The 15,633-nt window shown below is 65.7% G+C and carries 14 protein-coding genes; 4 read left to right on the top strand and 10 right to left on the bottom strand.

The window, feature by feature from the left end; all coding sequences use genetic code 11:
• The first annotated feature begins 191 nt into the window (after positions 1-191).
• Positions 192-2,582, top strand: a complete 2,391-nt coding sequence (locus HWX00_RS27325; protein ID WP_034189849.1) for a penicillin-binding protein 1A — start codon at positions 192-194, stop codon at positions 2,580-2,582.
• An 82-nt stretch (positions 2,583-2,664) separates the two neighbouring features.
• Here HWX00_RS27325 and cyaY read toward each other — a convergent pair whose 3' ends face one another.
• Complete coding sequence (cyaY, locus tag HWX00_RS27320) at positions 2,665-2,991, bottom strand: iron donor protein CyaY (RefSeq protein ID WP_034189850.1); 327 nt, start codon at positions 2,989-2,991, stop codon at positions 2,665-2,667.
• A gap of 36 nt (positions 2,992-3,027) precedes the next feature.
• On the opposite strand from cyaY, the gene lptM reads away from it, so the two are divergent.
• A complete protein-coding gene (gene lptM / locus HWX00_RS27315) occupies positions 3,028-3,306 on the top strand; it encodes an LPS translocon maturation chaperone LptM (RefSeq protein ID WP_034189851.1) in 279 nt (92 codons plus the stop codon).
• Positions 3,307-3,386: 80 nt separating this feature from the next.
• Here lptM and msrQ read toward each other — a convergent pair whose 3' ends face one another.
• The 5 genes from msrQ to HWX00_RS27290 all read right to left on the bottom strand — a co-directional run bounded on the left by msrQ (position 3,387) and on the right by HWX00_RS27290 (position 9,436).
• A complete protein-coding gene (gene msrQ, locus HWX00_RS27310; RefSeq protein ID WP_034189852.1) occupies positions 3,387-4,073 on the bottom strand; it encodes a protein-methionine-sulfoxide reductase heme-binding subunit MsrQ in 687 nt (228 codons plus the stop codon).
• Positions 4,074-4,093: 20 nt separating this feature from the next.
• Positions 4,094-5,089, bottom strand: coding sequence for a protein-methionine-sulfoxide reductase catalytic subunit MsrP (msrP, locus tag HWX00_RS27305; protein WP_034189863.1), 996 nt, complete (start codon positions 5,087-5,089; stop codon positions 4,094-4,096).
• Between the two features lie 159 nt (positions 5,090-5,248).
• Positions 5,249-6,439 (bottom strand): c-type cytochrome biogenesis protein CcsB, encoded by a 1,191-nt coding sequence (ccsB, locus tag HWX00_RS27300; RefSeq protein ID WP_049035624.1) that lies wholly within the window; start codon positions 6,437-6,439, stop codon positions 5,249-5,251.
• Between the two features lie 4 nt (positions 6,440-6,443).
• Entirely contained in the window at positions 6,444-8,660 is a 2,217-nt protein-coding gene (locus HWX00_RS27295; protein WP_175027115.1) for a cytochrome c biogenesis protein ResB, read from the bottom strand.
• A 122-nt stretch (positions 8,661-8,782) separates the two neighbouring features.
• Positions 8,783-9,436: a c-type cytochrome gene (locus tag HWX00_RS27290; RefSeq protein ID WP_034189855.1), complete on the bottom strand. Its 654-nt coding sequence runs from the start codon at positions 9,434-9,436 to the stop codon at positions 8,783-8,785.
• 214 nt (positions 9,437-9,650) lie between these two features.
• On the opposite strand from HWX00_RS27290, the gene yihA reads away from it, so the two are divergent.
• Positions 9,651-10,310, top strand: coding sequence for a ribosome biogenesis GTP-binding protein YihA/YsxC (gene yihA, locus HWX00_RS27285; RefSeq protein ID WP_034189856.1), 660 nt, complete (start codon positions 9,651-9,653; stop codon positions 10,308-10,310).
• Between the two features lie 253 nt (positions 10,311-10,563).
• Positions 10,564-11,562, top strand: a complete 999-nt coding sequence (gene hemB / locus HWX00_RS27280; protein ID WP_021161736.1) for a porphobilinogen synthase — start codon at positions 10,564-10,566, stop codon at positions 11,560-11,562.
• Between the two features lie 105 nt (positions 11,563-11,667).
• On the opposite strand, the gene dsbD is transcribed toward hemB, so the two are convergent.
• The 4 genes from dsbD to HWX00_RS27260 all read right to left on the bottom strand — a co-directional run bounded on the left by dsbD (position 11,668) and on the right by HWX00_RS27260 (position 15,549).
• A complete protein-coding gene (dsbD, locus tag HWX00_RS27275; protein WP_034189857.1) occupies positions 11,668-13,518 on the bottom strand; it encodes a protein-disulfide reductase DsbD in 1,851 nt (616 codons plus the stop codon).
• Entirely contained in the window at positions 13,511-13,837 is a 327-nt protein-coding gene (gene cutA, locus HWX00_RS27270) for a divalent-cation tolerance protein CutA (protein WP_034189858.1), read from the bottom strand. Before cutA ends, dsbD begins: the two co-directional genes overlap by 8 nt.
• Before the next feature lie 201 nt (positions 13,838-14,038).
• Complete coding sequence (rplQ, locus tag HWX00_RS27265) at positions 14,039-14,434, bottom strand: 50S ribosomal protein L17 (protein WP_006477175.1); 396 nt, start codon at positions 14,432-14,434, stop codon at positions 14,039-14,041.
• A 137-nt stretch (positions 14,435-14,571) separates the two neighbouring features.
• Positions 14,572-15,549, bottom strand: a complete 978-nt coding sequence (locus HWX00_RS27260; RefSeq protein WP_006477176.1) for a DNA-directed RNA polymerase subunit alpha — start codon at positions 15,547-15,549, stop codon at positions 14,572-14,574.
• Positions 15,550-15,633 lie beyond the last annotated feature (84 nt).

The raw sequence follows: 15,633 nt of genomic DNA, 5'->3' as shown, positions 1-15,633 counted from the left end.
GCCGAGACCTGATTCTGCAAAGCGGCTTGCAGGGCCGACAGTCGGCCAAACGGCCAGCAGCGGCCGGCGGCGGCCGTGCGCGGGTCATACTGGCGGCCCGCCGACCCGCGGCTTGCCGGCGGGCGCCCCCCCCGCGCCAGGACCGGTGTTACCGGGCAGCTATAATCGCGGGACTGTTTTCCGGTGTGCCTATGCAATCCACGACTCCTACGTCCCCGCCTCCCGCCCCGGAGCCGAAGAAGAAGCGGCCCTGGTGGCAAAAAGTCCTGCTCGGCTTCGCCGCGATGTGCGTGGCCGCCGTCGTGGCCGGCGGCCTCGTGCTCGGCTATGCCCTCGTCATCGCCTGGCCCAACATGCCGTCGCTCGACGCGCTGACGGACTATCGCCCGAAGGTGCCGCTGCGCATCTATACGTCCGATCACGTGCTGATCGGCGAATTCGGCGAGGAGCGCCGCGACGTCGTGCATTTCAAGGACGTGCCCGACTCGCTGAAGAAGGCGATCCTCGCGATCGAGGACGCGCGCTTCTACGATCACGGCGGCGTCGACCTCACCGGCATCATCCGCGCCGGCTTCGTCGCGCTGACGAACGGCCACGCGTCGCAGGGCGCGAGCACGATCACGATGCAGGTCGCCCGCAACTTCTTCCTGTCGAGCGAGAAGACCTACACGCGCAAGATCTACGAGATGCTGCTCGCGTACCGGATCGAGCGCGCGCTGACGAAGGATCAGATTCTCGAGGTCTACATGAATCAGATCTATCTCGGCCAGCGCGCGTACGGCTTCGCGAGCGCCGCGCGGGTCTATTTCGGCAAGGACCTGAAGGACATCAGCCTCGCGGAAGCCGCGATGCTGGCGGGGCTGCCGAAGGCGCCGTCCGCGTACAACCCGGTCGTCAATCCGAAACGCGCGAAGGTGCGCCAGGAATACATCCTGCAGCGGATGCTCGAGCTGAACTTCATCACGCGCGAGCAGTACGACGAAGCCGTCGCGCAACCGCTCGTCGTCAAGGGCCCGGGACGCGATTTCAGCGTGCACGCCGAGTACGTCGCGGAAATGGTCAGACAGATGATGTACGCGCAGTACCGCGAGGAAACCTACACACGCGGCTTCAACGTCGTCACGACGATCGATTCCGCGGACCAGCAGGTCGCGTACACCGCGCTGCGCAAGGGCATCATGGATTACGAGCGCCGCCACGGCTATCGCGGGCCGGAAGGCTTCATCGAGCTGCCCGCCGGTGCCGACGACCGCGAACAGGCGATCGACGACGCGCTGCTCGAACATCCCGACAACGGCGAGCTGATTGCCGCGGTCGTCACGGCCGCGAGCCCGCGCCAGATCACGGTGGCATTCATCGACGGCAGCACGGCGACGGTCGAGGGCGACAACCTGCGCTTCGCGTCGGGCGCGCTGTCGGCCAACGCGCAGCCGAACCGCCGCATCCGCCCCGGCGCGATAGTGCGCGTCGTGAAGAACGACACCGGCAAGTGGTCGATCACGCAATTGCCGCAGGTCGAAGGCGCGTTCCTGTCAATCGTCCCGCAGGACGGCGCGATCCGCTCGCTCGTCGGCGGCTTCGACTACAACAAGAACAAGTTCAACCACGTCACGCAGGCGTGGCGGCAACCGGGTTCGTCGTTCAAGCCGTTCATCTACTCGGCGTCCCTCGACAAGGGCCTCGGGCCGGCCACCGTGATCAACGACGGCCCGCTGTATTTCAGTGCCGCGGAAACGGGCGGCCAGCCGTGGGAGCCGAAGAACTACGGCGGCGGCTTCGAAGGCCCGATGTCGATGCGCACCGCGCTGCAGCGCTCGCGCAACCTCGTGTCGATCCGGATCCTGAACCACATCGGCACGAAGTACGCGCAGCAGTACATCACGCGCTTCGGCTTCGACGCCGAGCGCCATCCGGCCTACCTGCCGATGGCACTCGGCGCCGGCCAGGTCACGCCGCTGCAGATGGCCGGCGCGTACTCGGTGTTCGCGAACGGCGGCTACCGCGTCAATCCTTACCTGATCGCCGAAGTCACCGATCCGAACGGCGCGATCGTCGCCCGCGCGCAACCGCTCGTCGCCGAGCAGAACGCGCCGCGCGCGATCGACGCGCGCAACGCGTACGTGATGAACAGCCTGCTGCAGAGCGTCGCGCAGCGCGGCACGGGCGCACGGACCAACATCCTGAAGCGCACCGACCTCGCGGGCAAGACCGGCACGACGAACGATTCGCACGACGCGTGGTTCGCCGGCTACCAGCACACGCTCGCCGCGATCGCGTGGATCGGCTACGACAACCCGCGCAGCCTCGGCGATCGCGAAACGGGCGGCGGCCTGTCGCTGCCGGTCTGGATCGACTACATGGGCGCGGCGCTGAAGGGCGTGCCCGAGTTCAAGCCGACGATGCCCGACGGTGTCGAATCGCTCGGCAGCGAGCTGTACTTCACCGAATTCACGCCGGGTCACGGCTTCGTGTCGACGGTCGGCGTACCGCAGGCACCGGCCGCGCAGGGCGTCGACGAAGCGGTCCCGCACGTCGACGAACAGGAAAAGCAGGACATCATGAACCTGTTCCGCGGCCACTGACACACGGCCCGGACATGAAAAAAGCGCCCCGCGGGGCGCTTTTTCTTTGGCGGCAACGCTCGGGCTCCGGCGCCCCGGCACGTCACAGGCTGAACGTGATCGGCAAGCCGGCCTGCTGGGTCGCGTATTCGGAGAGCGCCGAGAAGAACTCGGTGCCCGTGCGCGTATCGCGCCATTGACCGTCGACGAAACGGTAGTGGAATCCGCCCGCCTTCGCGGCGATCCACACTTCCTTCATCGGCGGCTGCAGGTTGACGATGATCTTCGAGCCGTTCTCGAACGTCAGCGTCAGGACGCTGCCGTTACGCTCCAGATCGATGTCGTGGTCGCCGTCGTTCGCGGCGTCGACAGTACGCTCGACGGCCATCAGCACGGCCTCGGCACGGGTCAGGTATTCGGTATCGGACATGCTAAACTCTATCGGTTCAATTGTTCAGGGACGATCATGCGAGTCGTTTTCCGGATGAGCGCGATTGTAGCGGCTTTGGCGATTCTTGCCGGCTGCGGTCAAAGCGGCGCGCTCTATCTGCCCACCGTGCCTCCGATGCCCAAGCCGCTCCAGCAGCAGGATACGCCGCCGTCGGACGTGAAACCGACCGATGAAAACGCGTCGTCCGACGACACACCCGACACGTCGGGCTCGCCGCTCACGCTGTCGCCCGAGCTGTCGAGCGGCGCATCGACCATGCCCGCGCCGGCATCGAGCCCGGCCGCCGCGAAGTAACGACGCGAGGCCGCACGCGCGGCCGGCGAAACGAGGCGATGACTTCCAGTCATCGCCTTTTGTTTTTCCAGGCCGCGCCGTCACGCACGCACGCGCCGCCATCCCCATGCGATCAGCCGCCAGCCGAGCAGCACGGCGACGATGGCCGCATAGAGCTTCGGCTGCGCGAGATTGTGCTTGCCGGCCCGCATCCACCAGAAGTGCAGCACGCCGAACAGCGCGATCGCGTAGATCGTGCGATGCAGCGTCGCCCAGTGGCGGCCGAGCCGGCGCACCATCGCGCGCGTCGATGTCGCGGCGAGCGGGATCAGCAGCACGAACGCGGCAAAGCCGACCGTGATGAACGGACGCTTGCCGACGTCCTTCAGGATCGCGACGACGTCGAACCACTTGTCGAACCACAGGTAGGTCGTGAAGTGCAGCGTCGCGTAGAAGAACGCGAACAGCCCGATCATCCGGCGAAAACGCAGCAGCGCGGCGAACCCCGTCATGCGCCGCAGCGGCGTGACGGCGAGCGTGATGCACAACAAGACGAGCGTCCAGAGGCCCGTCGAACGCGTGATGAATTCGATCGGATTCGCGCCGAGCCGGTCGGTCAGCCCGAACAGCACGAGACGCGCGAGCGGATAGAGGCCGGCCGCGAACACCAGCACCTTGGCCGGCACGAGCCAGCGCGGCGCGGCGGGTCGGACCGCACCGTTTCGCGCCGCGCGCGCGGCCGGCCCGGCGCCCGCGGCACGCGCGGGCGTGAGCGTCGGAGGAGGCATGTCGTTTCTCACGGTCGCGTTCAGAAGTTCTTCTTCAGGTCCATGCCCTGATACATCGACGCGACGAGATCGCCGTAGCCGTTGAACATCAGCGTCTTGCGCTTCGGCGTGAAGAAGCCGTCCTCGCCGATGCGCCGCTCGGTCGCCTGGCTCCAGCGCGGATGATCGACGTTCGGATTCACGTTCGAATAAAAGCCGTACTCGTTCGACGCGTAGGTGTTCCAGCTCGTCTTCGGCTGCTTGTCGACGAAGCGGATCTTCACGAGCGACTTCGCGCTCTTGAAGCCGTACTTCCAAGGCACGACGATCCGCACCGGCGCGCCGTTCTGGTTCGGCAGCACCTGCCCGTAGACGCCCATCGTCAGCAGCGTCAGCGGGTTCATCGCCTCGTCCATCCGCAGCCCTTCCGAATACGGCCAGTCGAGGACGGGCGTCGACAGACCGGGCATCTGCGACGGATCGGCCAGCGTGATGAACTGCACGTATTTCGCGTTGCCGGTCGGCTGCACGCGCTTGATCAGCTCGGACAGCGGCACACCGATCCACGGAATCACCATCGACCATCCCTCGACGCAGCGCAGCCGGTACACGCGCTCCTCGAGCGGCGCGAGCTTCATCAGTTCGTCGAGATCGAACACCTTCGGGTGCAGCACCTCGCCCTCGACGCTCACACGCCACGGGCGCGGCCGCAACGTGCCGGCGTTCTGCGCCGGGTCGCTCTTGTCGGTGCCGAACTCGTAGAAGTTGTTGTAGGACGTGATGTCCTTGAACGGCGTCACCTTGTCGGCGGCGACGAACTTCGGATTCGTTTTTGCCGCGAGCTTCGTCGCCCGCGCGTCGGGCGACGCATACGCGGCGAATGCCGCGCCGCTGCCGCCGAGCAGCCCGCCCGCCGCCGCGAGGCCGGCCGCCTGCAATACGCGCCGCCGGTTCTCGAATACCGCGCGCGGCGTGACCTCGCTGGACGAAATATCACCGCCGGTCAGTACGTTCCGCAAAGGGCGTTTGATCCACATCGTGCTGTTCCTCCTGCATGCGCGGCGCGCATGCTTCATGAGCGTTCGACCCGGCCCGTCGTGCGCCGTTCGACGCCCGGTTCGCCCGCCCGTTACAAAACAAAACCGCCGGGCACGCAGTGCACCGGCGGTTCGATAGTCGGACGAGCGGCGGAAATCTTACAACTTGCCGTAGCTGTGCAGCCCCGACAGGAACATGTTGACGCCGAGGAACGCAAACGTCGTGACCAGCAGGCCGGTGAGCGCCCACCATGCAGCGACCGCGCCGCGCAGGCCCTTCATCAGCCGCATGTGCAGCCACGCCGCGTAGTTCAGCCATACGATCAGCGCCCAGGTTTCCTTCGGGTCCCAGCTCCAGTAGCCGCCCCATGCCTCGGCTGCCCACAGCGCACCGAGGATCGTCGCGATCGTGAAGAACGCGAAACCGACCGCGATCGACTTGTACATCACGTCGTCGAGCACTTCGAGCGTCGGCAGGCGATCGGCGAGCACGCCGCGCTCCTTCATCAGGTACGCGACCGACACCATCGCCGACAGCGCGAAGCTGCCGTAGCCGATGAAGTTCGCCGGCACGTGGATCTTCATCCACCAGCTCTGCAGCGCCGGCACGAGCGGCTGGATCTGCTGCGCATCGCGCGCGACCGAGTACCACATCAGGAAGCCGACCGCCGCGCTGATCACCAGCAGCACGAACGCGCCGAGCGAACGCGTGCCGTAGTGGCCTTCGTAATACAGGTACAGCAATGCGGTAATCAGGCTGAACAGCACGAACACTTCATAGAGGTTCGAAACCGGGATGTGGCCGACGTCCGAGCCGATCAGGTAGGACTCGTACCAGCGCACCATCAGCCCCGTGAAGCCCATCAGCACGGCGACCCACGTGAGCTTCTGGCCGATCGCGGCGCCCGTTTCCGAGCGCGCGAGCAGGCCGATCCAGTAGAAGATCGTCGCGAGCACGAACAGCGCGCTCATCCACAGGATCGCCGACTGGCTCGACAGGAAGTACTTGAGGAAGAACGCCGAATCGGCGCGCGCGAGATCGCCCTGGTAGATCTGGATCGACAGCAGCGACAGCACGGCGATCGACGCCATCATCAGCCGCGCGGGCTTCCAGCGCCAGCCGAGCGCGACGAGCGCCGGCACGGTGCCGATCATCACCGCCTTGTCGTAGTAATCCATGTGCGCGTTGTAGTGCACGAGCGCATAGCCCGCGCCCGCCACGAGCGCCAGAGCGAACAGCCAGTCGAACAGCGACAGGCGCGCGAGGAAAGGACGGTCGTCGAACAGCGGCGACGAAACCGGCGCCTGGGCCGACGCCGCACGGGAAGAGGAAACTTGCGTGAGATCCATGATGTTACCGGGTGGAATTCTCGGAATCGGAACCGCCGCCGGCAGGCGGGCGGGCCGTCGATGCCGCACCGGCGGGCGCGGCGTCGCGAGGTGCGGCGCGCAAGGCGACGCCGGCCGCGTCGCGCGTCTGCACGAATTCTTTCTCGAAATCGAAGGTCTTGCGGGCCGTGGACATCGCCATCACCACATCGACGCCCGAACCGGCGTCCTTCAGCCAGAACCAGAGGCGCCGCTCGCGCACGTAGAACATCGAGAAGATGCCGGCGACCAGCAGCAGGCTGCCAAGATACACCAGATTCTTGCCGGGTGCGCGCGTCAACTGAAATACCGAAGCTTGCACTTGCTTGAATGAGTCAAGCTGCAAATAGACCGGCGATCCATACAAAAAGCTGTCGGATAGCGCATTGATCGCGTTCTGCACGAAGCGGATCGTCTCGGTGCCCTGCTGGGCGGCCGGCTCGCCGGCACGCTCGCGCGCGATCTGCCAGACCTCCCACATCGAGCCTTCGAGCATCCGCAGCAGCAGGCTCGCCGCCTTCTCCTGCTCGGCCTTCGGCACCGAGCGGTCGATGAACGTCGCCACCGCCTGGAAGCCGCCGACCGGCTGGCCGTCGGCACCGCGGCCGACGCTGTCGTCGCTTGCAGCAAAAAGGGTCAGCACCTTCGATGCGCTGTCCTGCAGGCGGCCGCGCAGCGATGCGTCGGTGCCCGGCAGCGAACGCTGCGCGAAGCGCGCGGCGGCCTCGGCGCGCACGGCCGGATCCTCCAGCGCGGCGCGCAGGCGCATCCATTCGCCGATCGAATCCTGGCTGTCGGCCGGGATCCGCATGTAGCGGAACGGATCGTTCGGGCTCGCGCGCACGCCGGCGAGGAACACGCGCTCGCCGTTCATGTCGACGGGCAGCATGTAGTTGTTGAATTCGCGCGCCTGGCCGTCCTTGCCGCGGATCTTGTACTGCACCGACGGGCCGATGTTGTGGAGCTGCGTCGGCTTCGACGTCTTCGCGCCCGAGCCGAGCCGCTCGTCGAACACTTCCTTCAGCGAGCTCGTCGTCGCGACGCCGCGCACGTCCGGCTTGCCGTTCGCGTCGGCCATGTTCTCGACGTTGATCGCGCGGAAATCGGAGAACTCGATCGTGTCGCCGTCGGCGCCGGGCACCTGCAGCGGCGCCGAACTGCCGATCGTGCCCTTCACGGGGAGGGTCGTCGCGCTGCCGCCCGTCATCGGGTAGGCCGTCATCTGCATCTGCGAGCCGCCGTCCTGGAAGCTCGACTGGTAGATCGACACGCCCTTGTACGTGAACGGCTTGTTGACCTCGACGCGCGCCGGGATCTTCTGGCCGGTCTCGCGATCGATCACGACGATGTCGCTCGCGAACAGCTTCGGCATGCCCGTCGTGTAGTAGTCGACGATGAACTTGTTCAGCTGGATCGAGAACGGCAGATCCTGGATCAGCGAGCCGCTCGGCTGGTTCAGGATCGCGGTCGACACGAACTGGCCCTCGGGCACCCACGCGTAGCCGCGGAACGTCGGGTTCGACGCGGACAGCCGATGGTCGGGCGAGATCTCGCTGATCGTCGCGCTCGTGTTGACCGGGCTCTTGCCGAACATCCACATCTGGAATTTGATCGGCAGGTTGCTGTCGAGCAGGCCGCCGATACAGATCACGACGATCGCGAGGTGGGCGGAGATGTAGCCCCACTTGGTCATCGCGCCGCGCTTCGCGGAGATCAGCGTCGCGCCGTCGTTTTCACGCACGACGTGCTTGTAGCCGGCCTTGGTGACGAAGGTGGCGACCGTCGCCGCGACGCTCGCGCGCGTGCCGGAAGCCGAGTACTCGGCCTTGTGGTGGAACGCGCGCAGGCTGCCTTCGCGGACCTTGTCCTTCCAGCTCTTCGCATCGGCGAGCATCTTCGGCGCGTTGCGGATCACGCACAGCGAGATCGACACGACGAGGAAGATCAGGATCAGCATGAACCACCACGCGCTGTACACGTTGTACAGGCCGAGCGAGCGGAAGATGTCCGCCCAGAACGGCCCGAACTGGTTCACGTAGTTCGGATACGGATCGTCCTGGGTCAGGACCGTCCCGATGATGCTCGCGATCGACAGCACCACCAGCAGCGCGATCGCGAAGCGCATCGAGCTCAGCAACTCGACCGCGCGCCTCGACGCACCCTGACCCGACTTCGACTGCAACCCCGACGTGGTAACGCTCATTCAAACTCCAACTGACAACAAAAAAGGGCAAGGCGGCCGCACTGGCGCGGCGCCCCACCCTTTTCTTGTTCTGGCTCCGGCCGCCCTGCGGGCGACCGGTCATTCGGTTCGCGACCGGCCGGTCAACGCAGGCCCGCGATGTAATCCGCGACGGCCTTGATCTCGTTGTCCGACAGGCGCGTGGCGATCTGATGCATCGCCTCGTTGTTGTTGCGCGCGCCGGCACCCTGCTGGAACGCGGTCAACTGCGCGACCGTGTAATCGGCCCACTGCCCCGACAGACGCGGATACTGGACCGGCATCCCCTGCCCCGTCGGCCCGTGACAGCTCGCGCAGGCAGGGACGCCCTTCTCCGCGATGCCGCCGCGATAGATCTTCTGGCCGACCGGCACGGTCGCCGCGTCGCGTGCGGTACCGAGCTTCGTCGTCTGCGACCCGTAGTACGCGGCGACGTTGCGCATGTCGTCCGCGCTCAACGCGCTCGCGAATCCGACCATCACCGCGTTGTTGCGCGCCGGCCCCTTCGCGCCCGGCTGCGTCTTGAAGTCGTTCAGTTGCTTGACCAGATATTCGGGATGCTGGCCGGCCAGCTTCGGGAAACTGGCCGATGCGCTATTGCCGTCGGCGCCGTGACACGACGCGCAGACCTGCCCGGCAATCGCCTTGCCGCGGTCGAGATCCGGCTTTGCCGCATCCGCCGCGTTTGCCTCCGCTACGAAACCTACGAACCCTGCTGCAACCTGAAGCACCATCAGAGACTTGCACAGTCGATTCATTCGCACACCCTGTTTCGTCTTGTGGGAATTTGAGGTTCTGCAAAAAACGACGGCGACCAGTCTACCGCAGAAGCCACATAAAAGCGCGAGGCAGGCGCCGGGTGGCCTTCGGTAAAACCGCCGTATTGTACAATATCGCGTTGAAAGCTCCCGCGCCTATCGGGGCTACCCCGCCTCCACCAAGCGGCTCGCGCCGCCCGTCCTTCCGGTTCCCATGGCCTTTCTGCTCCATCAAGCCCGCTTCTACACGACCGTCAACCATCTGCGCGACCTGCCGCCGACGGTCCAGCCGGAAATCGCGTTCGCGGGCCGCTCGAATGCCGGCAAGTCGACGGCGATCAACGTGCTGTGCAACCAGAAGCGGCTGGCCTTCGCGTCGAAGACGCCCGGCCGCACGCAGCATATCAACTACTTCTCCGTCGGCCCGGCCGCCGAGCCCGTCGCGAACCTCGTCGACCTGCCCGGCTACGGCTATGCGGAAGTGCCCGGCGCCGCCAAGGCGCACTGGGAGATGCTGCTGTCGTCCTACCTCGCGACGCGTTCGCAGCTCTGCGGCCTGATCCTGATGATGGATTCGCGCCGTCCGCTGACCGACCTCGATCGCCGCATGATCGAGTGGTTCACGCCGACCGGCAAGCCGATCCACACGCTGCTGACCAAGTGCGACAAATTGACGCGCCAGGAAAGCATCAACGCGCTGCGGACCACGCAAAAGGGGCTCGATGCGTATCGCGACCAGGGCGTCCAGGGCAAGCTGACGGTCCAGCTGTTCTCCGCGCTGAAGCGCACGGGGCTCGACGAGGCACATGAGCTGATCGAGAGCTGGGTGCGGCCGTCCGTCGCCGACGAAAAAGGCGAGCCTGTAGCACAATGATCGGGCAACGCGCGGCCGGGATCGGCGGCGCGCACCTGATGGCGCCTGCGGATTCGGCCGGCTCATAAAAAAACCCGCCGTTGGACGGCGGGTCAAACAGCCTAATCGAAAAACGACAGGCACCCGCTCAGGGAGGAGAAGCGGGGAGCTGCACGCGACGCGTGCCGCTCGATCGCTATCATATACCAACGCTCTCAAAAATCACCTAAGGGTTCCGTAAGGTCCTTACCGCCCTGATTTCTGCCAAATCGCCATGAGCTTCCATCCGCTTCATCGTCCGCGCCGGATGCGCCGCGACGACTTCTCCCGCCGCCTGATGCGCGAAAACCGCCTGACCACCGACGACCTGATCTACCCGGTGTTCGTCGTCGAAGGCACCAACGAACGGCAGCCGGTGCCGTCGATGCCCGGCGTCGAGCGCGTGTCGGTCGATCTGCTGATGCACGTCGCCGAGCAATGCGTCGAACTCGGCGTGCCCGTGCTGTCGCTGTTCCCCGCCATCGAGCCGTCGGTGAAGACGCCCGACGGCCGCGAGGCAGCCAATCCGGAAGGCCTGATTCCGCGCGCGGTGCGCGAGCTGAAGAAACGCTTCCCCGAGCTCGGCGTGCTGACCGACGTCGCGCTCGACCCGTACACGAGCCACGGCCAGGACGGCGTGCTCGACGAGAACGGCTACGTGATCAACGACGACACGATCGAGATCCTGATCGATCAGGCGCGCGCGCAGGCTGAAGCCGGCGTCGACATCGTCGCGCCGTCGGACATGATGGACGGCCGCATCGGCGCGATCCGCGAAATGCTGGAAAGCGACGGCCACATCCACACGCGGATCATGGCCTATTCGGCCAAGTTCGCGTCGGCGTTCTACGGTCCGTTCCGCGATGCGGTCGGCTCGGCATCCAACCTGGGCAAGGGCAACAAGATGACCTACCAGATGGATCCGGCGAACAGCGACGAAGCGCTGCGCGAAGTGCGCCTCGACATCGACGAAGGCGCCGACATGGTGATGGTCAAGCCCGGCATGCCGTATCTCGACATCGTGCGCCGCGTGAAGGACGAGTTCCGCTTCCCGACCTACGTGTACCAGGTGAGCGGCGAATACGCGATGCTGAAGGCGGCCGCGATGAACGGCTGGCTCGACCACGACAAGGTCGTGCTCGAATCGCTGCTCGCGTTCAAGCGCGCCGGCGCCGACGGCGTGCTCACGTACTTCGCGCTCGACGCCGCACGCCTGCTGAAAGCGCAGCGCTGATCGCGCGCCGGCAGGCCCAACGAAAAACGGCGGGACACTTCGGTGTTCCGCCGTTTTTTGTTTACCGGCGATCGAAGCCGATGCCGCGTCGAACGCCCTCGTTCGCTACACCGTCGGGACGGCGGCGCGGTCGAGGCTGCGCAGGAACGTCTCGGCCGCCTGATAACCGACCACGCGCCCGATCTCGTTGCCGCTGCGATCGAAGAAGATGATGCCCGGCGGCCCGAACAGGTTGAAGCGCTTGAGCAGCGCCTGGTCGTCCGGATTGTTCGCGGTGACGTCCGCGCGCACGAGGTGGAGCTGTGCGAGACGCGCCTGCACGCGAGCGTCGGTAAACGTCAGATGCTCCATCTCCTTGCAGCTCACGCACCAGTCCGCGTAGAAGTCGAGCATCACGGGCTTGCCAGACGTCTTCAGCAGCGCGTCGAGTTCGCCGCTGGAGCGCACCGACGCAAACGCGGGGCCGTCCTGCGCGGCGGCCGCGCCGGCAGCCGCAGCGCCGCCGGACGCCGCCGTGCGTGCCGCCAGCACGGCCAGCGGCTTCACGGGATCCGTCGAGCCGGCCGCCAGGCCGACGAGCAGCGTCGCGGCCCAGATCGCGAGCGCGGCGCCAAGGCCCCTGCCGAGGCGGCGCCAGATCGACGCGGCGCCGGCATTCGGCGTGAACAGGCCGAGCGCCGCGGCCGCGACCAGCAGCCACAACGCGGCGAGCACCATCTTCAGGCCGCCTGCCAGCACCGGCCACACGATCCACAGCGCGGCCGCGAGCAGCACGATGCCGAAGAACACCTTCACGCCGTCCATCCACGCGCCTGCGCGCGGCAGCACCGTCCCGGCACCGACGCCGACGACCAGCAGCGGCACGCCGAGCCCCAGCCCCATCGCGAACAGCGCCGCCCCGCCGAGCAGTGCATTGCCGGTGTGCGCAATGAAGGCGAGCACGGCGAACAGCGGCGCCGTCATGCATGCGCCGACGACCAGCGCCGACAACGCGCCCATCGCCGCGACCGCGACGAAGTGGCCGCCCTGTCGCGCGCTCGAGGCTTCGGCCGCGCCGTTCTGCCAGCGTGCGGGCAACGCAATGTCCTTGCCCGAGATCAGCGATACCGCGAACGCGGTCAGCAGCACGCCGAACGCGCCGAGCACCCACGGGTTCTGCAGCCACGCGCCGAGGCTCTGGCCGACCAGTGCCGCGGCAATGCCGAGCACCGTGTAGACGAGCGCCATGCCGACCACATAGGTCAGCGACAGCGCGAGGCCGCGTGCATGTGTCGCCCGCGTGCCCTGGCCGATGATGATCGCGGACACAATCGGGATCATCGGGTACGAGCAGGGCAGGAGGCTCAGCACGACACCCGCGACGAAATACAGGGCGACGATCGTGAAGAAGCCGTGGCCTTCGAGCAGCGACTGCGCGAAATCGGCGCTCGTGACCTTGTCGAACCAGCTGCCCGCGGCCGCCGCGTCTCCACCGGACGACGACGCGGCGCCGAGCGCCGCACCGCCGACCTTCACGACGTGCTCGGCCGGCGGATAGCAGATCCCTTCGTCCGCACAGCCCTGCGACGTCACCGCGAGGTCGAACGGCCCGGCCGCCTGCTTCACCGGCACGTGGATGACGACTTCGTCGCGATAGGTCTCGACGTTCTTCTGGAACGTCTGGTCGAACTTCACGTGGCCGGCCGGGAATTGCGGCTCGCCAAGCGTCGCCTGTCCGCTCTTCACCGCGAACGCGAACCGCTCGCGGTACAGGTAATAGCCGTTGGCGACCTTGAAGCGGACGTCCACCTGCCCCGGCGACTCGCTCGCGCTGAACTTGAACGCGACCGACGGATCGAGGAAATCGTCGGCCGCGCGCGCGACCGACAGGCCGCCCAGCATGACCGCGAACGACAACAGGACTGCCAGGAACCGCAGCGCGCGCACGCGCACGGAAAGCGCCATACCGTTAAACATGAAATAGACGTTGAGTTTCGCTGGTCACCCACTGGCCATACGCGGCCGACGCCGTCGTTTGCCACGAGACGATTTCGGGCGTCTCGTACGGATGATGCGCGAGAATAAATCGCTCCAGTTCGAGCGCCCGCACGGGGCTCGTCTTGAACAGCAACTGGATCTCGTCGGCCGTTTCGACCTTGCCCTGCCAGTGATAGCGCGACTTGATCGCGCCGAGCTCCGACACGCATGCGGCCAGCCGCGCGTCGAGCGCGCCATCGGACAGCGCCGCGGCCGTCGCCGCATCGGGCACCGTCGTCAGCATCAGCACCACTATCATCCGCGCCCTCCTGGCTGGTCTACCGGCTCCGGCCGGCGCGGATTGCCTGTCCTCGGATCGCGTCGGCTGCCCGTATCGTAGCGCAGCCCGCGCAATGCTGCCGGCGCCGGCCTGCGACAATCGATCGCAGCCGGCATCTCGAAAACAAAAAGGGCCAAGCAATTGCTCGGCCCTTTTCAGATACTGCGGCGTACCGGAAGCTTACTCGGCTTCTTGCACGTTTTCCGTTTCGTCGACTTCCGGACGGTCGAGCAGTTCGACCAGTGCCATCGGTGCGTTGTCGCCCACGCGGAAGCCGAACTTCAGCACGCGCAGGTAGCCGCCCGGACGGTTCGCGAAACGCGGACCGAGCACGTCGAACAGCTTCGCCACCGAGTCACGATCGCGCAGGCGGTTGAACGCCAGGCGACGGTTTGCCAGCGACGGCTTCTTGCCGAGCGTGATCAGCGGCTCGACGACTTTACGGAGTTCCTTCGCCTTCGGCAGCGTCGTCTTGATGACTTCGTGCTCGATCAGCGAGTTGGACATGTTACGGAGCATAGCCAGACGGTGGCTGCTCGTGCGGTTCAGTTTCCGCAGACCATGACGATGGCGCATTTCAGTTTCCTTGATTCAAAGTTTTGATCCAGCTCTTCTATCGCACCCCGAGGGTGCACGGGCCGGTAGCGAAAAAAAGCAAGATGCGGATTTTAAAGGAAAATCCGCATCTTTGCCAACTACAGCAACAACCGGGCTTACTTGTCGAGACCAGCCGGCGGCCAGTTCTCGAGCTTCATGCCCAGCGTGAGACCGCGCGAAGCGAGCACTTCCTTGATCTCGTTGAGCGACTTGCGACCGAGGTTCGGCGTCTTCAGCAGCTCGTTTTCCGTGCGCTGGATCAGGTCGCCGATGTAGTAGATGTTCTCGGCCTTCAGGCAGTTCGCCGAACGAACCGTCAGCTCGAGATCGTCCACCGGACGCAGCAGGATCGGGTCGATCTGCGGCGCGCGCGACGGTGCTTCGGCTGCCGTTTCCGTGCCTTCCAGCGCCGCGAACACGGACAGCTGGTCGACCAGGATGCGGGCCGATTGACGGATCGCTTCTTCCGGCGTGATCACGCCGCTCGTCTCGATGTTCATCACGAGCTTGTCGAGGTCGGTACGCTGCTCGACACGTGCGCTTTCGACCGCGTAGCTCACGCGGCGAACCGGCGAGAACGATGCGTCGAGGACGATGCGGCCGATGATCTTGGCCGTGTCTTCGCCATAACGACGGACGTTGCCGGGCACATAGCCGCGACCCTTTTCGATCTTGATCTGAACGTCGAGCTTGCCGCCCTTCGACAGGTGCGCAATCACGTGATTCGGGTTTATGACTTCGCAATCGTGGGCCAGTTCGATATCGCCGGCCGTGACAACGCCTTCACCTTCCTTGCGCAGCGTAACCGTCACTTCGTCACGGTTATGCAGCTTGAACACCACGCCCTTCAGGTTCAGCAGCAGGTTGACGACGTCTTCCTGCACGCCGTCCAGCGTCGAGTACTCGTGCACCACGCCTGCGATCGTGACTTCGGTCGGCGCGTAGCCAACCATCGACGACAGCAGCACGCGGCGAAGCGCATTGCCCAAGGTATGGCCGTAACCGCGTTCGAACGGTTCCATGACCACCCGCGCGTGGTTCTCGCCCAGCGATTCCACGGCGATGATCTTGGGTTTCAGCAAACTGGTTTGCATGGGTTTTCCTTTTCAATACCCTCGGCTCGTTACACCGATAAGGCTGACCGGTAACAACCAGAAAATAAACAGCCGAGGCCCTTC

The organism is Burkholderia seminalis DSM 23518 (assembly GCF_902832885.1).
Classification (GTDB): Bacteria; Pseudomonadota; Gammaproteobacteria; order Burkholderiales; family Burkholderiaceae; genus Burkholderia; species Burkholderia seminalis.
The sequence above is the reverse complement of the archived record's forward strand: the minus strand, read 5'-3'. Positions and strand labels throughout refer to the sequence as shown.